22 protein-coding genes and 1 pseudogene are annotated in these 21,295 nt (G+C 56.4%); 9 read left to right on the forward strand and 14 right to left on the reverse strand.

The genetic code is table 11. From position 1 onward, the window contains the following. The first annotated feature begins 98 nt into the window (after window positions 1–98). Together fucO and rhaM are read left to right on the forward strand one after the other, a co-directional pair. Entirely contained in the window at window positions 99–1,247 is a 1,149-nt protein-coding gene (fucO, locus tag WFN75_RS20950) for a lactaldehyde reductase (RefSeq protein ID WP_040077983.1), read from the forward strand. Next, complete coding sequence (gene rhaM, locus WFN75_RS20955; protein WP_040077982.1) at window positions 1,244–1,558, forward strand: L-rhamnose mutarotase; 315 nt, start codon at window positions 1,244–1,246, stop codon at window positions 1,556–1,558. Before fucO ends, rhaM begins: the two co-directional genes overlap by 4 nt. Window positions 1,559–1,595: 37 nt before the next feature. Here the strand turns inward: rhaM and WFN75_RS20960 are convergent, their stop codons facing one another. The 4 genes from WFN75_RS20960 to WFN75_RS20975 form a co-directional block, all read right to left on the reverse strand. Continuing rightward, window positions 1,596–2,861, reverse strand: a complete 1,266-nt coding sequence (locus WFN75_RS20960; RefSeq protein ID WP_046886193.1) for an MFS transporter — start codon at window positions 2,859–2,861, stop codon at window positions 1,596–1,598. Between the two features lie 44 nt (window positions 2,862–2,905). Further along, window positions 2,906–5,029: an alpha-galactosidase gene (locus WFN75_RS20965; protein ID WP_336996755.1), complete on the reverse strand. Its 2,124-nt coding sequence runs from the start codon at window positions 5,027–5,029 to the stop codon at window positions 2,906–2,908. 104 nt (window positions 5,030–5,133) lie between these two features. Beyond that, on the reverse strand, window positions 5,134–6,129 hold the full coding sequence (locus WFN75_RS20970) for a LacI family DNA-binding transcriptional regulator (RefSeq protein WP_336996756.1): 996 nt from the start codon (window positions 6,127–6,129) through the stop codon (window positions 5,134–5,136). A 20-nt stretch (window positions 6,130–6,149) separates the two neighbouring features. Next, window positions 6,150–6,698, reverse strand: coding sequence for a helix-turn-helix domain-containing protein (locus tag WFN75_RS20975; RefSeq protein WP_336996757.1), 549 nt, complete (start codon window positions 6,696–6,698; stop codon window positions 6,150–6,152). A gap of 102 nt (window positions 6,699–6,800) precedes the next feature. Between WFN75_RS20975 and WFN75_RS20980 the strand changes: the two genes are divergently transcribed. After that, the gene (locus WFN75_RS20980) at window positions 6,801–7,460 is read left to right on the forward strand and encodes an AzlC family ABC transporter permease (RefSeq protein ID WP_040077975.1); all 660 of its coding nucleotides are present in this window, start codon (window positions 6,801–6,803) and stop codon (window positions 7,458–7,460) included. Beyond that, a complete protein-coding gene (locus tag WFN75_RS20985) occupies window positions 7,460–7,783 on the forward strand; it encodes an AzlD domain-containing protein (RefSeq protein WP_336996758.1) in 324 nt (107 codons plus the stop codon). The genes WFN75_RS20980 and WFN75_RS20985 overlap by 1 nt, the downstream gene beginning before the upstream one ends. Before the next feature lie 41 nt (window positions 7,784–7,824). On the opposite strand, the gene WFN75_RS20990 is transcribed toward WFN75_RS20985, so the two are convergent. The 3 genes from WFN75_RS20990 to fdhD all read right to left on the reverse strand — a co-directional run bounded on the left by WFN75_RS20990 (window position 7,825) and on the right by fdhD (window position 9,392). Continuing rightward, window positions 7,825–8,037 (reverse strand): YdgH/BhsA/McbA-like domain containing protein, encoded by a 213-nt coding sequence (locus WFN75_RS20990; protein WP_336996759.1) that lies wholly within the window; start codon window positions 8,035–8,037, stop codon window positions 7,825–7,827. 191 nt (window positions 8,038–8,228) lie between these two features. Next, complete coding sequence (locus tag WFN75_RS20995) at window positions 8,229–8,441, reverse strand: YdgH/BhsA/McbA-like domain containing protein (RefSeq protein ID WP_039032167.1); 213 nt, start codon at window positions 8,439–8,441, stop codon at window positions 8,229–8,231. Between the two features lie 114 nt (window positions 8,442–8,555). Next, entirely contained in the window at window positions 8,556–9,392 is an 837-nt protein-coding gene (gene fdhD, locus WFN75_RS21000; protein WP_336996760.1) for a formate dehydrogenase accessory sulfurtransferase FdhD, read from the reverse strand. A 382-nt stretch (window positions 9,393–9,774) separates the two neighbouring features. Between fdhD and fdnG the strand changes: the two genes are divergently transcribed. The 4 genes from fdnG to fdhE are packed head-to-tail and all read left to right on the forward strand — an operon-like array spanning window position 9,775 to window position 15,298. Then, a complete protein-coding gene (gene fdnG / locus WFN75_RS21005) occupies window positions 9,775–12,825 on the forward strand; it encodes a formate dehydrogenase-N subunit alpha (protein ID WP_286809600.1) in 3,051 nt (1,016 codons plus the stop codon). Window positions 12,826–12,837: 12 nt separating this feature from the next. Next, entirely contained in the window at window positions 12,838–13,740 is a 903-nt protein-coding gene (gene fdxH, locus WFN75_RS21010) for a formate dehydrogenase subunit beta (protein ID WP_010436855.1), read from the forward strand. Beyond that, a complete protein-coding gene (gene fdoI, locus WFN75_RS21015) occupies window positions 13,737–14,372 on the forward strand; it encodes a formate dehydrogenase cytochrome b556 subunit (RefSeq protein WP_008501832.1) in 636 nt (211 codons plus the stop codon). The genes fdxH and fdoI overlap by 4 nt, the downstream gene beginning before the upstream one ends. After that, window positions 14,369–15,298, forward strand: coding sequence for a formate dehydrogenase accessory protein FdhE (gene fdhE, locus WFN75_RS21020; RefSeq protein WP_046886186.1), 930 nt, complete (start codon window positions 14,369–14,371; stop codon window positions 15,296–15,298). The genes fdoI and fdhE overlap by 4 nt, the downstream gene beginning before the upstream one ends. Before the next feature lie 56 nt (window positions 15,299–15,354). Here fdhE and WFN75_RS21025 read toward each other — a convergent pair. The 7 genes and pseudogenes from WFN75_RS21025 to WFN75_RS21055 form a co-directional block, all read right to left on the reverse strand. After that, a pseudogene (locus WFN75_RS21025) lies at window positions 15,355–15,465 on the reverse strand (PIN domain-containing protein); the annotation flags it as partial. Between the two features lie 32 nt (window positions 15,466–15,497). Then, complete coding sequence (gene fabY, locus WFN75_RS21030; RefSeq protein WP_046886185.1) at window positions 15,498–16,439, reverse strand: fatty acid biosynthesis protein FabY; 942 nt, start codon at window positions 16,437–16,439, stop codon at window positions 15,498–15,500. A gap of 44 nt (window positions 16,440–16,483) precedes the next feature. Continuing rightward, on the reverse strand, window positions 16,484–16,921 hold the full coding sequence (dtd, locus tag WFN75_RS21035) for a D-aminoacyl-tRNA deacylase (protein WP_040077961.1): 438 nt from the start codon (window positions 16,919–16,921) through the stop codon (window positions 16,484–16,486). After that, window positions 16,918–17,799: a virulence factor BrkB family protein gene (locus WFN75_RS21040; protein WP_046886184.1), complete on the reverse strand. Its 882-nt coding sequence runs from the start codon at window positions 17,797–17,799 to the stop codon at window positions 16,918–16,920. Before WFN75_RS21040 ends, dtd begins: the two co-directional genes overlap by 4 nt. After that, window positions 17,793–18,392, reverse strand: a complete 600-nt coding sequence (gene yihX, locus WFN75_RS21045) for a glucose-1-phosphatase (protein WP_040077957.1) — start codon at window positions 18,390–18,392, stop codon at window positions 17,793–17,795. Before yihX ends, WFN75_RS21040 begins: the two co-directional genes overlap by 7 nt. Window positions 18,393–18,510: 118 nt before the next feature. Next, the gene (locus tag WFN75_RS21050; protein ID WP_207292653.1) at window positions 18,511–19,302 is read right to left on the reverse strand and encodes a DeoR/GlpR family DNA-binding transcription regulator; all 792 of its coding nucleotides are present in this window, start codon (window positions 19,300–19,302) and stop codon (window positions 18,511–18,513) included. A 34-nt stretch (window positions 19,303–19,336) separates the two neighbouring features. Beyond that, window positions 19,337–20,233 (reverse strand): sugar kinase, encoded by an 897-nt coding sequence (locus tag WFN75_RS21055; protein ID WP_336996761.1) that lies wholly within the window; start codon window positions 20,231–20,233, stop codon window positions 19,337–19,339. Window positions 20,234–20,388: 155 nt separating this feature from the next. On the opposite strand from WFN75_RS21055, the gene yihU reads away from it, so the two are divergent. Continuing rightward, window positions 20,389–21,279, forward strand: a complete 891-nt coding sequence (gene yihU / locus WFN75_RS21060) for a sulfolactaldehyde 3-reductase (RefSeq protein WP_046886182.1) — start codon at window positions 20,389–20,391, stop codon at window positions 21,277–21,279. The last annotated feature ends 16 nt before the right edge of the window (window positions 21,280–21,295 follow it).

Here is a 21,295-nt window from a genome sequence, read left to right on the forward strand (position 1 = left end):
AGAGGGAACTCGCTGGTGCGGCCATTTAGCCTCTCCCAACGGAGAGGAACGGGGTGAGGGGAACGGATTACCCAAAAATCATATTAAGGAGAATTATCATGAGCTTTATGTTGGCGCTTCCTAAAATCAGCCTGCATGGCGCAGGCGCAATCAGCGATATGGTCAACCTGGTGGCGAGCAAGCAGTGGGGTAAAGCCTTGATCGTGACCGATGGTCAACTGGTGAAGCTCGGCCTGCTCGACAGCCTCTTTGCCGCGCTGGACGCCCATCAAATGTCATATCATCTGTTTGACGAGGTGTTTCCCAATCCGACGGAAGCGCTGGTGCAGAAAGGGTATACCGCATACCAGGAGGCGGAATGCGACTACGTGATTGCCTTCGGCGGCGGTAGCCCCATCGATACCGCTAAAGCGATTAAAATCCTTACCGCCAACCCTGGCCCCTCTACCGCTTATTCCGGCGTCGGGAAAGTGAAAAACGCAGGCGTGCCGCTGGTTGCGATCAACACCACCGCAGGCACCGCGGCGGAGATGACCAGCAACGCGGTGATTATCGATTCCGCGCGTCAGGTGAAAGAGGTGATTATTGATCCGAACATCATCCCGGATATTGCCGTGGACGATGCCAGCGTGATGCTGGATATTCCCGCGTCCGTTACGGCCGCCACCGGCATGGATGCCCTGACCCACGCCATTGAAGCCTACGTCTCGGTCGGCGCGCACCCGCTCACCGACGCCAACGCGCTGGAAGCGATTCGCCTGATTACCCTGTGGCTGCCGAAAGCGGTCGACGAGGGCCATAACCTTGAAGCCCGCGAGCAGATGGCGTTTGGTCAGTATCTGGCTGGCATGGCGTTTAACAGCGCCGGTCTGGGTCTGGTTCATGCCCTGGCGCACCAGCCAGGCGCCACGCACAACCTGCCGCACGGCGTGTGTAATGCCATCCTGCTGCCGATCATCGAAAACTTTAACCGCCCGAATGCCGTGGCCCGCTTTGCCCGCGTGGCGCAGGCAATGGGCGTTGATACCCGCACGATGAGCGACGAAGCGGCCAGCATGGAGGCCATCCATGCCATTCGCGCCCTGAGCGCTCGCGTAGGTATCCCTTCTGGTTTCAGTAAACTGGGGGTAACGAAGGCGGATATCGAGGGCTGGCTGGATAAAGCGCTCGCCGATCCCTGTGCGCCCTGTAACCCACGAACCGCCAGCCGCGACGAAGTGCGCGAGCTCTACCTGGAGGCATTATGATCCGCAAAGCCTTTGTGATGCAGGTTAACCCTGACGCACATGACGAGTACGAGCGCCGCCACACGCCCATCTGGCCTGAGCTGGAGGCGGTGCTAAAAGACCACGGCGCGCATCACTACGCCATCTTCCTTGATAAGCAACGCAACCTGCTATTTGCGACCGTGGAGATTGAATCGGAAGAGCGCTGGAACGCCGTCGCCCATACCGACGTCTGCCAGCGCTGGTGGAAACATATGCGTGACGTTATGCCCGCTAACCCGGACAACAGCCCGGTGAGTACGGAACTTAAAGAGGTGTTCTACCTCGAGTAACCGACCGGTGCTGCCGCCATCGCGGCAGCACCGCTTTTCAGCTTACCTCCACGGAACTCCCCTGCACCGCCGCAGGACGCGAATGGGTAAGGGTAAACGCCGAGATTGCCGTTACCGCCAGAACAAAGCAGCCCAGCATCAGATAGGTATCCTGGAAGCCGATCCGGTCATACATATTGCCGGCGAATGCGGAGAGGAAGATTGCTGCCAACTGTTTGGCAAAATTGAAGCCAATCAGATAGATGGTGGCCGACAGGCGAGTATCAAAGACGCCGGTAATATATTTAAACGCCCCCACCAGCAGGAACGGCACCTCCAGCGCGTGAAGCATCTTCAGTGCCACCACCTCCACCGCCGTAGTGGCGAATGACGAGCCGATAATACGCGTAGCCATGATCACACCGGCAATCAGAAGGGTGTTTTTCGCGCCAATGCGGTTAATGATCCACGGCGAGCAGAACATGATGATGGCGTTGCAAAGTTCCCCTGCCGTCGTGGCAAAGCCAAACGCCCGCGTGCCCGCTTCAGGGGTCGCAAAGAACGTTTTAAAGAAGGTGGCAAACTGCTGATCAAAGACGTCGTAAACGCAGGCCACGCCAATCACATACAGAATAAACATCCACATTTTGCGCTGACGGAACAGGTTCACCACGGTCTTAAGGGTAATCTGCGGCTGGTTGGCACCCAGGGCATTCATCACCTGCGCCGTCTGGTTTGGTTTTGGTTTGGCGACCACTAACAGCAGCATGAGCAAGAGCGCCGCGCCGGACCCCATCCAGAAGACAAGCGACGGATCGATGCTGAATAATATCCCGCCCGTCGAGGCGCACAGTCCCCAGCCCAGACAGCCGAACATACGCGCTTTGCCATATTCGAAGAAGCTATTGCGGCTCACACGCTCAATGTAGGCCTCAATCGCCCCCGATCCCGCCGAGAAGACGAAACCGATATACAGCCCGCCGCTAAGCGCCCCCAGCCAGATATTGGTTTTCAGGAGCGGAGCAAATACGTAGAGGAAAAAGGGGGCAAACAAGAAGAGCAAGATAGCGATGATCCACAGCAGGTGTTTTTTCAGCCCCAGCTTGTCGGAAATCACCCCCAGCACGGGCTGGAAAGCGATCGCAGAGAGCGAGATGCAGGAGAAAACAATCCCGGTATGGGTTTTATTCAGACCGATGATATCCGACAGCCAGATAGGCAGAAACGGAAAGCAGGTGGCCATAATGAAGAAGTAGAGAAAAAAGAACGACCCGAAAATCCAGAAATTAGGGTTGTCTTTGTGGGTACAGGCAGTCGTGTTCATTATTTTTATCCTCAACCGGGGGCCGCCTTCACGGCCCCTCACCTTTACACGCGTTCAACGCCAATCAAAATGGCGGTTTCTGGATCGAGCACCGGCAACGCAATCCCTGCCTGCATCAACCATTCGCCGCTTACCGTTTGCGGCGCGTCCATCCATGCCGGAAGTTTGCGCATCGTATGGCCCCCTTCGCCCGTCAGGCGGATGTTAGGGTGATCGAGAAGCGTAATACGATACTGTGCGCCCGCTTCCAGCCCCGGCATGCGCAGCGGCATCATCAGGGTGTAGTCCGGCATGCGGAGCTGGCTGATGATAAACAATCCCTGTCCCTGGTCCTGGCTCACTATACCGGTAGCCAGCGTCGTGGCATCGGGCATATCGATCCGCCACTGGGTGCCGGTGTGGATCACCTCGCGCCACTGTTTGTGCAGCGCCGCGTAATGCCGATAGCCTTCGCGCTCCTCCTCGTCCACCGCCAGCGGATCCAGTTCCAGCCCCATGTGGCCAAAGAGCGCCGTCAGGCCACGAAACGCGATGCTGTGCTGTCGGAAAGTGGCATGGCATTTATGATGACCGATATGCGCGCCCATCACCTCTGGCGGGAAGAAGTAACTCATGCCGCGCTGAATGGTGTTCCGCTCCAGCGCATCGTTATTATCCGACGCCCAGAAACGGTGGCAGCGGGTCAGGACTTCATAGTCGATACGCCCGCCCCCCGACGAGCAAGATTCAAATTCGATATGCGGGAACCGCTCGCCCAGGACATCCAACAGGCGATAGAACTGACGGGTTTGCGCGTCGGCAGCCGCCTTGCCATTGTGGCCTGGCTGAACCAGCTCGCGGTTCATGTCCCACTTCACGTAATCCACCTGATGCTCGCCCAGCAGCCAGCTCATGCGTTCCAGAAGATAGTCAAAGGCCTGAGGAATGTTGAGGTTCAGTACCAGCTGATGGCGGCCCGTGGCCTGTTCATAGCCCGGCAGCGCCAGCACCCAGTCAGGGTGGGCACGATAGAGATCGGAGTTGGGGTTGATCATTTCCGGCTCAACCCAGATGCCAAACTCCATACCGAGCGCCTTAACGTGACGCACCACGGGGGTTAAGCCGTCCGGGTATTTTTTCTCGTCGAGGTACCAGTCCCCCAGCGCGGCATGGTCATCGTTACGCCCTTTAAACCAGCCATCGTCAATGATAAAGCGCTCCACCCCCAGCGCGGCAGCTTCGTCAGCCATGCGCATGATGTAAGCCGGTTCGTGATTAAAGTAGATCCCTTCCCAGGTGTTGAGGTGTACCGGACGCGGTTTGTTATCCGGGAAACGAATAATGTTTTCACGCAAATAGCGGTGGAACTGCTGGCTCATGCCATTCAGCCCCTGCGCGGAGTAGCTGGCGTACAGGTTCGGCGTCCAGAGGGTTTTCCCCTCGGCAATCGCTATCTCGCCGGGCAGATAGAGCGCCTCCGCCTGCAGATAACGCCGCCCGTCGGTTTTCACTTCGGCACGCAGACGATGGTTACCACTCCAGCCGAGGTGCACGCCCCACACATCGCCCTGCATTTCATTGAAGGACGGCGTACCGGTAATCAGCGCCGGGAAGTGTTCATGTGAGGTTTTGCCGCGGCGGTTTTCAATGACAAAGCTGTCATGTTCCAGCCGCAGGCGGTGAGGCTGGAACTCGCGGATCCAGCGGCCATGAAACGCCATGACCTCCTGCGCCCGCTCTGCCACCGGTAGAGTAATAGCCAGTCGATCCACTTGCCACGCCTGCGGCCGCAGGTTGGTAACGCCATGGCGCACCCGCAGCACACCGCTCTCCTCCAGGTCAATCTCACTGGTCAGGCGCAGACCGGCGTGAGTATCTTCTGCCGCGATAGTCAGACTTTGGCCCTGCTGGGTGACGGCGGTGGTGGTAAAGACCGGCGAGCCATCCATCCCCTGACGATGCCCCTCAATGCCCGGGGAACCAAATAACCCGTGACCCAGTTCGGCCATCAGGGTTACAGGGGAGTCAACATCCAGTCTTCCATTGGCAACAGGACGGGAAAGCGTGGCCGCATCCTGCGGCGAAAAGTGGCGAAGGTGCGGCCCCCAGTAAAGAATCTCGGCGAACGGGTGGGTTTTTATCACCACATCCACCGTCTCGCTTACGAGTCGTAAAATGGCATCTTGCATCAGACATCTCCAGTCATCGGGATGATCTGAGTCTTGATCCGAAACGTTTCGGATACAAACTTAAACGTTTCGGTTTTGTGATCGGGTTTAGAAATTTAGAGAAATTAGGCAGTTTCGCCCGGTGAGAAGGCGGGTTGCCACAACACCTGTAATCTGGCGATATCCTCGCCGCTGATCAGCTGACGAACCATATCGGCAATCTGTCTGCCCACCCCTTCACGGGTAGACTGGATCACTGCCGCCACTTCGGTAGTGACAATGCTGTCCTGCGGTAAACCGTCGTAAACAATCAGCGCCACAGGGTTGTCGCCCGTTAATCGTCCCCTCTGGGAAAGCGCCATCGCGGCCCCATCGCCGTGGGTATTACAGTCGGTAATAATCGCCGTTGGCGGTTCGGGTAAGGCCAACAGATCGCAGGTGGCGGTATACCCCTCGCGTCGGGAAGGAGGCATAGCGCGCAGCCATTCATCTGAGAGCCCCGCCTCCTGCAACGCATCCAGATAACCCTGGCGTCGCTGAGTGATAAAAGCCTGGTTATTACTCTCTCCCAGGAATGCAATACGCCGGTGGCCTTTGGCGATGAACCAGCGGGTGGCCTGGTGGGTACCGGCATAGTTATCGAAATCAAACCAGGCGTAAGGCTGCGGTAGCTGGCTGCGGCCGAGGGCAAGGAAGGGAAAATTTGCCGCCTGCAGTTGCTCAAGACGCGGGTCGCGATCGAGGGTATGCGCCACGATTAACGCATCCACCCGGCGGCTCTGCACCATGCGCATATAGCTGTGTTTATCGGCCAGATCGTCATCGGCAATCAGCAGCAGGTCAATCTCATGTCGCGCCAGTTCGTGGCTAATTTCGCCGACCATGTCCATAAAAACGCTGTTATTGAGCGGAACAGGATGTACCGGGAAGACCAGCCCAACCGCATCAATTTTGCCCATCTTCAGACGACGGGCAAAGGTATTGGGCCGGTAACCACGGCGCTGGGCTTCCGCTTCCACGCGCGCACGCGTCTCGCGAGAAACGTCATCATATCCGTTGAGGGCACGACTCACGGTGGTGACCGAGAGCCCGAGTTCTTTGGCGATGGCTTTAAGCGACATGATTATCCGTGTCTTGAAAGTTAGTTCTGTTCCGCCACCATAAGCGCAAACGTATCTGGCTCAAGGGCTTTAAAAATATGCGGCCGATCGGCGGGGTAACAAATGTAATCCCCTTCGCCCAGCTCTTCCGGCGCATCGGTCAGGCCCACCACTGCCCGTCCCTGAGTGATAACAATATGCTCAACCGAACCGGGTGGATGCGGATGCGAAATACGGTCTGCGCCCGGCTGAGCCGCCAGCATATAGATATCACGTCGTGCGCCTGGCGGGCAGGCGGCTAACAAAATTGCCTCATAGTTTGCCTGCTCGGCAATCACTTTCGTCCCTTCTCCCCGGCGAATAACCTGGGTAATAGGTTGCTGTGGCTCAAGCAAGCGCGCAAAGGGAATATCCAGTGCCACACAAAGTGACCATAAGGTCTCCAGACTGGGATTGCCGTTTCCGGACTCCAGCTGCGACAGGGTAGATTTGGCGATCCCGGCGCGGCGAGCAATTTCCGCCAGAGAAAGTCCGGTTCGCATACGTTCCCGCACCAGGCTTTTGGCGATTACGCTTATTGGCTGCGTCATAAAACGGCCTCGTGTTCTATAAATCGAACGAATCGTTCATCTTGATAAACTACAATGATGCGTTCATTATAATGGATATTCGTTCGATATGGCTAAAATTGTATGAAACCACATTTCTCCTGCCTGAAAGGCGACACGATAAAGGCCATTCTGCTGGTTTGTCTGGCTGTTGGCGTTGTAGGGATGTCTTACGGCTCGTTGGCAATGGCGTATGGCTTCCCCCTCTGGGTACCGTTTTTGCTCTCCATTTCCGTGCTGGCGGGCGCCTCTGAATTTATGTTTATCGGCATTGTGGCCAGCGGCGGCAATCCACTGGCCGCCGCTGCCGCGGGTCTTCTGGTGAACGCGCGCCATGTACCTTTTGGCGTTACCGTACGCGAGCTGGTGGGCCAGCGCGGCGCGAGCTTGCTGGGTTGTCACATTATGAATGACGAGAGCGTGGTATTTGGCCTGTCACAAAAAACGCCAGAACAGCGCAAAGCGGCCTACTGGCTCTGCGGGCTGGGTGTGGCAATTATCTGGCCGCTGGGCACCCTGCTGGGGGCGATGGTCGGCAAACTGCTGCCAGAGCCGGAAACCATCGGGCTGGATGCAGTGTTTCCGGCCATTTTACTGGCGTTAGTGGTGCCCGCCTTTAAAAACCGCACCACGCTTATCCGTGCCTTTAGCGGGGCGGCGTTGTCGCTGGCTGCGGTACCCTTTGCACCGGTGGGCCTGCCCGTCTTGCTCTCTCTGTTTGGCCTCGCCACGAGGAAGAAATAATGGAAAACATGACCATCTTTATTCTTGGTATCGCCCTGCTGTCGGCGGGCACCTATCTGATGCGGCTTGGCGGGGCGAAACTTGGCAGTCGGTTAGCGTTATCTGAACGCTCCCAGGCGCTGCTGTCGGATGCAGCAACCGTATTGCTGTTTTCGGTGGCGCTGGCGACCACCTTCTATGAAGGAGAGCACTTTTCAGGGATGGCGCGGGTGTTGGGCGTGGCCTTTGCGGTATTCCTTGCCTGGCGCAAGGTGCCGTTGATTTTCGTGATCATCGCCGCGGCGGTGGTAACAGCGTTATTACGCCTGGCAGGCATAAACTAAAAAAGCGCCCCGGGGGCGCTCTTTCGACAAATGCTTTGCTCTTATTTATTCAGTTCTGCGGTCATGTGCACGCGGTTACCGGCGAAGGCCTGGGTAATGGTGTAAGAAGACGCACCGGCCTGCTGTGCCTGGGCGGCGATTTTCGCTTCAGCGCCATCGATGGTACTGGCGGAGGCGGTAACCGACTGGCCAGCGAAAGAACCGAAAGAGGTAGCCAGAGCGATTACTGCAACAAAAGTTTTGATGCTTTTCATGATATAAACCCTTTAAGTTAGTTGTCTGTGTAAGGCGCCGTGCCTTGATGTGATAAATAATAGGCCTGAACATCAACAACTGAAAGCGGAAGGATTTGCTTTAATAAATCAAAATTACTGAACAATAAATCAGCGGATCGCCAAAACAAAAAAAGCGCCCCGCGGGCGCTCTTTCGACAAATGCTTTGCTCTTATTTATTCAATTCTGCGGTCATGTGCACGCGGTTACCCGTGAAGGCCTGAGTGATGGTGTAAGAAGACGCACCGGCCTGCTGTGCCTGGGCGGCGATTTTCGCTTCAGCGCCGTCGATGGTGCTGGCGGAGGCGGTAACCGACTGGGCAGCGAAAGAACCGAAAGAGGTAGCCAGAGCGATTACTGCAACAAAAGTTTTGATGCTTTTCATGATATAAACCCTTTAAGTTAGTTGTTTGTGTAAGGCGTTGTGCCTTGATGTGATAAATAATAGGCCTTTACACAGACAACTGAAAGCGGAAGGATTTGCTCACAACATTCAAAATTACTGATTAATAATTAAGCGCTGCGGATGGGTATAGATTGTGGCTCTTCCCGGTTTGCAGAACCCTACCAGCGTCAGGTTGCAACGCTCGGCCACCTCTACCGCCAGGGTGGTGGCAGCGGATACCGCAAACACGATCTCAACGCCGCACATGGCCGCTTTTTGCACCATCTCGTAGCTGGCGCGGCTGGAAACTAACGCAGCTCCCTGCTGCCAGGCTTCACTCTCATTCACTCTGCGGCCCAGCAGTTTATCCAGTGCCACATGGCGTCCGACATCTTCATGCCCACCCGCGATCTCACCCGACGGCAATACCCAGGCGGCGGCATGTGTGCATCCGCTTAACTGCCCTATCGGTTGCACATCGTTGAGATGGTGGAGAGCATGATCAAGATGAGTGAGTTCAAAACGCTGCGTAAAAGGCAGCGGCACCACGGGTTTGTCAATATCGTTAAGCTGTTCAACACCGCATACGCCGCAGCCGGTTCGCCCTGCCAGCGCACGTCGGCGCTCTTTGAGTCCCATAAAACGGCGGCTTGAGAGTTCGATTTGCACCTCAAGGCCGTTACAGGCCGGGACGACGTCCATGCCGTAGATCTCCTGCGGGTGCGTAATGATACCTTCCGATAATGAAAAACCGATGGCGAAAAGCTCCAGATCCTTGGGAGTGGCCATCATCACCACATGGGAAATGCCGTTGTAAACCAGTGCAACGGGTACCTCTTCTGCCAAAAAATCGGGGATCGCATCGTTAATATGAGGGGGTCTGTGTACCCGTTGCTCAACCACGCCAGCAGGCAGCGATGAGGGGCGGATATCACGATTCGGTTTTGACACAACGTATTTCCTGAGCAACCACGAGGGAGAAGCCTGCTATTGCACCATAAAGTGCAGGCCTCGCGCATAGTATGGATCAACTTTTCAGCCTCCATTTATCCTCAGTTTACCTACTCCGTTCGGAGTGACACAACCCGGACGCATAAACATCCCCATAACATCAGGGGTTAATTTTGTGACTAATGTCACGCTTTATAATCAATATAGTGATAATACGTTCACTTTGTTTTAACGCCGTTGGAACAGGCGTACCGACATTGTGGTATTCTGGTCAAACCCCTCGTGTAAATGAGGGATTAACGCAAATTTTCTCATTTGCGGTTAATTCTTAACCGCGAAATAAAACTACAAAGCAATGTCGTAATGAACCAAGGAGTGACCCATGCAGGTCAGCAGAAGGCAGTTCTTTAAGATCTGCGCTGGCGGTATGGCAGGCACAACGGCAGCCGCTCTGGGCTTTGCCCCCGGCGTAGCGCTGGCGGAAACACGGCAGTACAAACTGCTGCGCACCCGCGAAACCCGTAATACCTGTACGTACTGCTCCGTCGGCTGTGGGCTGTTAATGTATAGCCTCGGCGACGGTGCCAAAAACGCCAAAGCATCTATTTTCCATATTGAAGGTGACCCGGATCACCCGGTCAACCGTGGCGCGCTATGCCCGAAAGGGGCAGGTCTGGTGGACTTTATCCACTCCGAAAGCCGTCTGAAATTCCCGGAATATCGCGCGCCAGGCTCCGATAAATGGCAGCAAATTAGCTGGGAAGAGGCGTTTGACCGCATCGCGAAACATATTAAAGAAGACCGCGATGCTAACTTTATTGAGAAGAACACAGACGGCGTCACCGTTAACCGCTGGCTCTCCACCGGAATGCTGTGTGCCTCGGCCTCCAGCAACGAAACCGGCTATTTAACCCAGAAATTCACGCGTGCACTCGGTATGCTCGCGGTCGACAACCAGGCGCGTGTCTGACACGGACCAACGGTAGCAAGTCTTGCTCCAACATTTGGTCGCGGTGCGATGACCAACCACTGGGTCGACATCAAGAACGCCAACCTTATTGTGGTGATGGGCGGTAACGCCGCTGAAGCGCACCCTGTCGGGTTCCGCTGGGCGATGGAAGCCAAAATCCACAACGGTGCGAAACTGATTGTGATCGATCCCCGCTTTACGCGTACAGCGTCAGTGGCGGATTTCTACACCCCTATTCGTTCAGGTACTGACATCACTTTCCTGTCAGGCGTATTGCTGTACCTGATGACCAACGAAAAATATAACCGCGAGTACACCGAAGCCTATACCAACGCCAGCCTGATCGTGCGTGAGGATTACTACTTCGAAGATGGCCTGTTCAGCGGTTACGACGCCGAAAAACGCAAATACGACAAAACCAGCTGGCACTACGAGCTGGATGAGAACGGCTTTGCGAAGCGCGATAAGACCCTGCAACACCCGCGCTGCGTGTGGAACCTGCTGAAAGAGCACGTCTCCCGCTATACGCCAGAAGTGGTCGAAAACATCTGCGGAACGCCGAAAGCAGACTTCCTGAAGGTGTGCGAGCTGATCGCTGAAACCAGTGCGAAAGACAAAACCGCGTCGTTCCTGTACGCACTCGGCTGGACGCAGCACTCCATCGGCGCGCAGAACATCCGTACCATGGCGATGGTTCAGTTGCTACTCGGTAACATGGGGATGGCAGGCGGCGGCGTGAACGCCCTGCGCGGTCACTCCAACATTCAGGGTCTGACCGACCTCGGCCTGCTGTCGCAGAGCCTGACCGGTTATATGAACCTGCCAAGCGAAAAACAGACGGATCTGCAAACCTACCTGACGGCCAGCACGCCAAAACCGCTGCTCGAAGGCCAGGTGAACTACTGGGGCAACTATCCGAAGTTCTTCGTCTCGATGATGAAAGCCTTCTTCGGTGACAAAGCGACGGCGGAAAACAGCTGGGGCTTTGACTGGCTGCCGAAGTGGGACAAAGGCTACGACGTGCTTCAGTACTTCGAAATGATGCACCAGGGCCAGGTCAACGGCTACATCTGCCAGGGCTTTAACCCGGTGGCGTCGTTCCCGAACAAAAACAAGGTTGTCGAGTCCCTGTCGAAACTGAAGTTCCTGGTGACGATTGATCCGCTCAATACTGAAACCTCGACCTTCTGGCAAAACCACGGCGAGTCAAACGACGTCGATCCGTCAAAAATCCAGACCGAAGTGTTCCGTCTGCCTTCGACCTGCTTCGCGGAAGAGAACGGCTCTATCGTTAACTCCGGGCGCTGGCTGCAGTGGCACTGGAAAGGGGCAGATGCCCCGGGCATTGCCATGAACGACGGCGAGATCCTGGCCGGTATCTTCTTACGCCTGCGTAAGATGTACGCCTCTGAAGGCGGCGCGAATCCAGAGCCGGTGCTGAACATGACCTGGAACTACTCCACGCCGGAGAACCCCTCCCCGGAAGAGGTGGCGATGGAGAGCAACGGTAAGGCGCTGGCGGACGTTATCGATCCGGCCACCGGTGTGGTTCTGGCGAAGAAAGGCGATCAGTTGAGCACCTTCGCGCACCTGCGCGACGACGGTACCACCTCCAGCGGCTGCTGGATCTTTGCCGGTAGCTGGACGCCGAAAGGTAATCAGATGGCCAACCGCGATAACGCCGACCCATCGGGCCTCGGCAATACGCTGGGCTGGGCATGGTCGTGGCCGCTGAACCGCCGCATTCTCTATAACCGTGCCTCCGCTGACCCGCAGGGTAACCCGTGGGATCCGAAGCGTCAGTTACTGAAGTGGGACGGCGCGAAATGGGGCGGCGTGGATATTCCGGACTACAGCACCGCCGCACCAGGCAGCGATGTTGGGCCGTTTATCATGCAGCCTGAAGGGATGGGACGTCTGTTTGCTATCGATAAGATGGCGGAAGGGCCGTTCCCGGAACACTACGAGCCGTTTGAGACGCCGCTGGGCACCAACCCACTGCACCCGAACGTGGTCTCTAACCCGGCAGCACGTATCTTCAAGGGCGACTTTGAGGCGCTGGGTAAAAAAGACAAGTTCCCGTACGTGGGCACCACTTACCGTCTGACCGAGCACTTCCACTACTGGACCAAGCACGCGCTGCTTAACGCTATCGCGCAGCCAGAACAGTTTGTGGAGATCGGCGAGAAGCTGGCGAACAAGCTCGGCATTGCCCATGGCGATACCGTGAAAGTCTCCTCTAACCGTGGCTATATCAAGGCCAAGGCGGTGGTGACCAAGCGTATTCGCACGCTGAACGTTCACGGTCAGGAAGTGGATACCATCGGTATCCCGATTCACTGGGGTTACGAGGGCGTGGCGAAGAAAGGGTTCATTGCGAACACCCTGACGCCGTTCGTCGGTGATGCGAACACGCAGACGCCGGAGTTTAAAGCCTTCCTCGTGAACGTGGAAAAGGTGTAACGGAGACGACCTATGGCTTATCAATCTCAAGACATTATCCGTCGTTCCGCGACAAACAGTTTCACGCCCGCGCCTCAGGCGCGGGACCACCAGCAGGAAGTGGCAAAGCTTATCGACGTGACCACCTGTATCGGCTGTAAAGCCTGTCAGGTGGCCTGCTCGGAGTGGAACGACCTCCGCGACGAAGTGGGGCACAACGTTGGGGTGTACGACAACCCGGCAGACCTGACCGCCAAGTCCTGGACGGTGATGCGTTTCTCGGAAGTGGAGCAGAACGACAAACTGGAATGGCTGATCCGCAAAGATGGCTGTATGCACTGTGCGGATCCGGGCTGCCTGAAAGCCTGTCCGTCGGAAGGGGCTATCATTCAGTATGCCAACGGCATCGTCGACTTCCAGTCCGAGCAGTGCATTGGCTGCGGCTACTGCATCGCAGGCTGTCCGTTCGACGTGCCGCGACTGAACCCGGAAGACAACCGTGTCTACAAATGCACGCTGTGCGTTGATCGCGTTACCGTCGGCCAGGAGCCGGCATGCGTGAAGACCTGTCCAACGGGGGCTATCCACTTTGGTTCCAAAGAGGATATGAAGACGCTGGCGGCAGAGCGCGTGGGCGAGCTGAAAACCCGTGGTTACGACAACGCGGGCCTGTACGATCCGGCCGGGGTGGGCGGGACGCACGTCATGTACGTGTTGCACCACGCCGACAAGCCGAATTTGTATCATGGTCTGCCGGAGAACCCGGAAATCAGCGCCACAGTGAAGTTCTGGAAAGGCATCTGGAAACCGCTGGCAGCGGTCGGGTTTGCTGCCACCTTCGCAGCGAGCATCTTCCACTACGTCGGCGTCGGTCCGAACCGCGCGGAAGAGGAAGACGACAACCTGCATGAAGAGAAAGACGAGGTGCGCAAATGAGAAAACGTGACACCATCGTGCGCTATACCGCGCCGGAACGCATCAACCACTGGGTCACCGCCTTCTGCTTCATGCTGGCGGCGATAAGCGGGCTGGGATTCTTCTTCCCGTCCTTCAACTGGCTGATGCAGATCATGGGAACACCACAGCTGGCGCGTATACTGCACCCGTTTGTTGGCGTCATCATGTTCGCGTCGTTCATCATTATGTTTTTCCGCTACTGGCACCATAACCTAATCAATCGGGATGATATCTTTTGGGCGAAGAATATTCGTAAGATCGTCGTCAACGAGGAAGTAGGTGATACCGGGCGTTATAACTTCGGCCAGAAATGCGTATTCTGGGCGGCGATTATCTTCCTGGTCCTGTTGCTGGTCAGCGGTGTGATCATCTGGCGTCCATACTTTGCACCTGCTTTCTCAATCCCGGTGATCCGATTCGCGCTGATGCTGCATTCATTTGCCGCAGTGGCGTTAATTGTGGTTATCATGGTGCATATTTACGCCGCCCTCTGGGTGAAAGGCACCATTACCGCGATGGTGGAAGGATGGGTAACCAGTACGTGGGCGAAGAAACATCACCCGCGCTGGTACCGTGAAGTCCGCCAGAAACAGGAAAAGTCATCTGAATGAGTATTCGCATAATCCCGCAAGATGAGCTGGGTTCGAGCGAGAAACGCACGGCGGATTACATTCCGCCGTTGTTATTCCCCAGACTCAAGAACCTCTATAACCGCCGCGCAGAGCGTCTGCGCGAACTGGCCGAGAGCAACCCGCTGGGCGATTTTCTGCGCTTTGCGGCGCTGGTCGCCCATGCGCAGGAGGTGGTGCTGTACGACCATCCGCTGCAGATGGACCTCACCGCGCGCATTAAAGAGGCCAATGCGCAGGGCAAGCCGCCGCTGGATATTCATGTCCTGCCGCGCGACAAGCACTGGCATAAGTTGCTGCATTCGCTGATTGCCGAGCTGAAGCCGGAAATGAGCGGCACGGCGCTGGCGGTCATTGAGAACCTGGAAAAAGCCTCTGACCTGGAGCTGGAAGAGATGGCGAGCGCGCTGTTCGCCTCTGACTTCTCGCTGGTCAGCAGTGATAAAGCGCCGTTTATCTGGGCCGCGCTGTCGCTCTACTGGGCGCAAATGGCCAGCCTGATTCCTGGCAAGGCTCGCGCCGAATACGGCGAAGCGCGCCAGTTCTGCCCGGTCTGTGGCTCTATGCCGGTCACCAGCATTGTGCAAATTGGTACCACGCAAGGGCTGCGTTATCTGCACTGCAACCTGTGCGAGACCGAGTGGCACGTGGTGCGCATCAAATGCAGCAACTGCGAGCAGACCCGCGATCTCAACTACTGGTCACTGGAAAACGAAGAGGCGGCGGTGAAAGCTGAAAGCTGCGGCGACTGTGGCACTTACCTGAAGATTCTGTACCAGGAAAAAGACCCGAAAGTTGAAGCCGTAGCGGACGATCTGGCAACGTTAGTGCTGGATGCGCGAATGGAGCAAGAAGGCTTTGGTCGCAGCTCGATTAACCCGTTTATGTTCCCGGGTGAAGGGGAGTAGCTTCCTGTAACAGCGCCGGGCGGCACAGAGTTGCCCGGCCTACAGGTGATAAAGTGCCCTGAAAAATCCTGACTATTGCGTGAAATTAACGGGCAATTTTTGCTCTGCGCCGTGGCCAGAATAATGGCATCCGGTAGTTTCATTCCATGCTTCTCTCGGAGCATTACCCTTCAGCCTGGTGGCGTTAGCCATTAAGGCGCTACTCTTCCTCGTTCCCGCCCTCTTCGTATGCGCCGTAAGGCTTCGCAGGCAAAACAATGTAAGTGCCTTCAAACACCGCGCCCGGGGTTTCATCGCCGAAAAGCTCGACCTGCATCTGCACGCGAGCTTTGCGGCCACGCGCCAGGCGGTCCAGATCGCCGCCGAGGGCGCCCAGATCGGCCACCGCGCTTGGCTTGCCGCTAATTGGCGCACTGTAGCGAATGTGGGCATCTGCCAGGATGATGGTGCCTCCGAGATGACGCTCACGCAGCATCAGCCAGATCAGCCCCCAGCCGGTGAGCGTTGCCAGCGAGAACAAGCTCCCGGCAAACAACGTATGGTGCGGGTTCTGGTTGCCGGTTTCCGGCATAGTGGTGATGAATTTTTGCCCGGTATACTGCTGGATACGTACGCCCATCTTTTCGCTGAGGGGGATATGTTGATACCAGGCCTGCTGCAGTTGTCCGCACCAGTCGGCACGGTGCAGAATATCGTCCAGGGTAGCGATAGGTTTGATCATCAAAAAGTGGCGGATCGGCGTGGTTTGCGGCGCGGTAATTTCGCCCTGATTAACAAAACCAAGCTTGGCGAAGAACTCCACGGCATCTTCGCGGGCGCTACAGGTGACGCGCTTAACCCCTTCCTGACGCGCAACGGACTCCAGGGTCATTGCCATCAGCGTACCTAGCCCCTTGTCCTGAACGGAGGGGTGCACCGCCATAAAACGAATGGAGGCTTCATAATCTGCGTTGATATACAAACGCCCGACGGCGACCAGGTTACCCTCTTCATCGACCACCATCTGATGGTGCGCCATGGCATCCCAGGCGTCGCGCTCTGAACCTTTCGGCTGATGTAACGGCTTGCGCAGCATCTCCCAGCGGAACTGGTAATAGACCTCTAACTCTTCTTCCGTTTGCGGTACTCGAAGGTGATACATAGGTGTACTCTCTCTTGTTAACCGCGGCCATGCCGCCAGTTGGCTCATACCTGCAGCCAGAAGGTGACAGGGCCATCGTTCACCAGCGAAACCTGCATATCTGCAGCGAATCGTCCGGTTTGCGTATGCATGTCTTGTTGGCGACAACGTTCAACAAAGTATTCATAGAGTGCTTCAGCACGATCGGGCGCAGCGCCTTTAGAAAAACTCGGGCGCATACCGCGCTCGGTATCGGCCGCCAGCGTAAACTGGGAAACGACCAGCACGCTGCCGCCTGCCTGCTGCACGTTGAGGTTCATCTTCCCGTCGGCATCGCTGAAGATGCGGTAACCCAGCACACGTTCACATAAGCGGTTGGCTTTTTGTTCGTCGTCGTCCTTTTCGACACCTAACAACACCAAAAGTCCTGGGCCGATTTCACCCGTCACCTCATCCTCCACGGTGACGCTGGCACGGGTTACGCGTTGAATCAATGCAATCATGGTTGGTCTGCTTCTCGTTGTTTTTCAGCCAGTGCTTCTTGTTTGAGTTCGCGGTAGACCCCGAGAGTGACAGTTATTTCGGCGCCTAGCAAGACGATACACCAGGTCCAGTAAACCCAGACAAACAAAATGGGGATCACTGCCAGTACGCCGTAAATCAGCTGGTAAGACGGGAACATCGTGATGTAAAGGGCAAAGCCTTTCTTACCCAATTCGAAGAGCACAGCCGCCACCAGCGCCCCTACGACAGCATCGCGGTTTGGCACGCGGGTCGTTGGCACGACGCTATAGAGCAGCCAGAAAGAGAGCCACGAGAGGATAAGGGGAAAGATCCGCAGCACATCATCAATCATACTGTTGAGATCGCTGGCCCAGCGTAGCGAGAGCAAATAGGAACTTATCGCCAGACTGGCACCCGCCAGCAGCGGCCCAAGGGTTAAGATCATCCAGTAGACGGCGAAAGAGTAAACCTTAGGGCGTGCTTTCTTACTTCTCCAGATAGTATTCAGCGCACTATCAATGGCATACATCAACAGTAATGCCGTAACGATCAGCCCGCATGCCCCTACCGCGGTCATCTTGCTGGAGTTAGCGACAAACTGCTCAATATAATTCTGGATGACATCGCCGGTGGCGGGAATAAAGTTCGCAAAAACAAAATGCCGAAGTTGCAGGCTCACGTCCGAAAACATGGGAAAGGCGGAAAACAGGGCAAAAATAACGGCCACCAGCGGCACCAGAGACAACAGTGACACGTAGGCAAGGTTTCCCGCCAGGGTAGTCATGTTGTCCTCATCGATGCGGTGCCAGAGGAGTTTTATCCAGGCCCGGAAAGGCCGAGTGTGGTGGTCCGCTTTTTGATGAACAGTTTTTAACATAACAGCTTCGCAAAGTAGTTCGGTATCGTCTCTTTTCCGGTCACCAGAATGGAAGTCATACCACACTGGCTAGCGCCCTCTATATTATCGGCGTTATCGTCAAAAAACACGGCATCGCTGGCCGTGAAACCTTCTGCCTGCAGCACTGCCTGGTAGATTCGCGCTTCCGGTTTGCGCATGCCCATCTCCTGGGAGAGGTAAATGTGGTCTGCTGCGGCTTTCACTTCCGGATATTCGTCAGGCCAGAAGGTGGTATGCAGGCGGTTGGTATTCGACAGAATAACGACCCGATGTCCCTGTTCGCGAAGTTTATGCATGATGTCGATCACATCCGGGCGGATCGCGACAAATACCGCCTGCCAACCGAGTGAGAACTGTTCATAACTGAGGGGCAATTCCATTTCATGGCACAGTTTTTCAGCGAAGAGTTCGTCGCTAATTTCGCCGCGCTCATGCTGATGGAAGCTTTCGCCCATCGTGAAATTTTGCTTTAACGTCGCCAGCGGGACACGGCTCAGATCGCTCCATGCGCCCAGCACCCGATTAAAATCGATATCGACGATTACATTTCCTAAGTCAAAGATATAAAGCATGTTTATCTCCTTTTCGCCGTGAAAAGTAACTGTAGCGGGAAAGAGAAGGTTTGGCTATGCGCCAGATTCAGCTTAGAGAAAGGCACAGCCCGACCAGAATGTCGGGCCGTGAGAGGTATTAACCCGGCAGTGGGTCGCTCACGACCACCACTTCGACTTTGCTGGATTTGAGATGGGTTTGCAGCGCGGCGCCCGGGCCTTCGTCGGTGAAGAGCGCCGTCGCCTGCGCCACATTACCAATCTCGACCGCGGCAGAGGCGTGATACTTAGTATGATCGGCCGCCAGTAAAATGTGCCGGGCGTGGGCCATCATCGTTTTCACCACGCTGGCCTCGTTGACATCAAACTCCAACATCGCACCGTCCTGCTCAATCGCCCCGACGCTGGTGACCAGGTAATCCGCCCGAAAGCCCGAGACGAAAGCCGTGGCGGCAGCACCGATGATGCCCCCGTTATGCGGGCGTAACGTCCCGCCCGGCACCATCACCTCAAAGCGCGGATTTTTGTAGAGAATGTGCGCCACCCGCAGGCTGTTAGTGATGATGCGCAGATGGTTATGGTTGAGCAACGCCCGCGCAACGTGCTCTACCGTTGTACCAATGGTAATAAACACCGTCGACCCATCGGGGATGTAATCGGCGATGGCTTCGGCAATGGCCCGCTTCTCTTCCGTCAGGGAGACTTCGCGCTGCTCAAAGGCTGTATTGACCACGCTCGACGCGCGCCCTGCGCCACCGTGATGACGCGTGATCAGCCCCTGCTCGCTCAGCTTACGAATGTCCCGTCGTATCGTCTGCGTCGAGACATCCAGCAGCTGCGCCAGTTCATCGATGTTCATATAGCCACGTTCAGCGATAAGCGTAAGCAGCCGATCGTGCCGCGGGTTACCGGTCATTTCGGTAAGGCTCATGGGTTGTCCTTTGAAAACCATCACGTTGAGCATTTTATACAAAAAGTGACAAGAAAGAGCGGGTTTGATCACAGTCGGGGATCCCCGCACGTCCACCGGGGCGGGTACACTTCAGCGCGGCGACCGCGCTGGCAAAGCGCACGGCGTCCTGTGCAGGCGCGCGCTGCGCCAGGCTCACCGCCAGCGCACCGTGAAAAACATCCCCCGCGCCCGTGGTATCCACTACATCCACGCTGAATCCTGGCTGATGGCAAAGCTGCCCACTCTCCAGCCAGTAGCACCCTTCACTGCCCTGGGTCACGTAAACATGACCATTTGTGAGCGTTTGTGCTTGTTTAAGCGCCTCCAGGGTATTCTCCCGCTGCGCTAAACGCCGCAGGCCCGGTGCGGAAAAGGCCGCATGGTCGCTTAGCGCAATCAGCTCCGCAATGCCCTGCGGCGTGACATCCGCATCAAGCAGGGTTGGCACCCCCTGCTGGCGCGCCAGGGTGAACGCCTGCCTGGCACCGTCGTGCCAGCGCACGTCCGCCAGCACCATATCCCACTGTGAAAAATCGATATCTGCAAGCCAGTCCGCATCTGGCGGAAGGTCAGGGCTGGGGTAGTTAGCGATAATCCGCTCCCCGTTCGCATCCACCAGTACCGCCGATTGCGAAGAGCGCGCCCCCTTCACCACGCGGGTAAAACGCGTCTTCACCCCCAGGGACTCCAGCTCCGCAAGCAGGCGGTTGCCGGTATCGTCATCACCCACCCGGCCAATAAAGTCCACGCTTGCCCCGAGCTTCGCTGCAGCCACCGCCGCCGTAGCCGCCGGGCCACCGCCCACTTCCGTATAGTTTTGCGCGACATACTTCCCCCCTTCTTTTGGCAAATCATCGAGATACCAGATGCGATCCAGCACGGTAATGCCGACACAAACGATGCGAGTCATGGTCAATCCTTATGCGTTTTCTGTTGCTCTCATTTTAATTTCACCAAATGTTTAAAAAGTGACCCGTGTCAATTTTTTGACTATAAATTACAAATACGATCAAAAACAGACAACAAAAACGCGCAATACTTGACACGATGTGACAGGAGAGAGAGATGTCAGCAATCGCATTTATCGGTTTAGGGCAGATGGGCGCGCCAATGGCGAAGAATCTGCTGAAGCACGACCATTCGCTTTGCGTCTTCGACGTGAACCCGCAGGCCGTACAGGCACTGGTGGAGTGTGGCGCGCAGGCAGCACAAACACCTGAACAGGCAGCAAGAGGGGCCGAGTTTGTCATCACCATGCTGCCAAACGGCGACCTGGTGCGCTCGGTGCTCTTTGGCGAGCAGGGCGTGTGTGAAGGGTTATCCCGCGACGCGCTGGTCATTGATATGTCCACCATTCACCCGCTGCAAACCGACGCCCTGATCGGCGAAATGGCTGAGTCAGGTTTCAGCATGATGGACGTTCCCGTCGGACGCACCTCAGACCATGCCATCGCCGGGACATTGCTCCTGCTGGCGGGCGGCACGGCGCAGCAGGTTGAGCGCGCTACCCCGGTACTGATGGCGATGGGCAACGAGCTGGTTAATGCGGGCGGTCCGGGCATGGGGATCCGCGTGAAGCTTATTAACAACTACATGAGCATCGCCCTTAACGCGCTTTCCGCCGAGGCGGCCGTACTGTGTGAAGCACTCGGCCTCTCCTTCGATGTTGCGCTGAAGGTGATGAGCGGTACGCCAGCGGGTAAAGGCCACTTCACCACCTCCTGGCCGAACAAGGTACTGAAGGGCGATCTTACGCCCGCCTTCATGATCGACCTGGCGCATAAAGATCTGGGGATCGCCCTGGATGTCGCAAACCAGCTGCACGTTCCGATGCCGCTGGGTGCCGCCTCCCGCGAGGTCTACAACCAGGCGCGCGCCGCCGGACGCGGGCGCGAAGACTGGACGGCCATTCTTGAACAGGTTCGCGCATCCGCCGGGCTGAAAAAATCACACTGACAGGAAAGGATTAAGA

Source organism: Leclercia sp. UBA7405 (genome assembly GCF_037152215.1).
In the GTDB taxonomy this organism is placed as follows: Bacteria; Pseudomonadota; Gammaproteobacteria; order Enterobacterales; family Enterobacteriaceae; genus Enterobacter; species Enterobacter pneumoniae.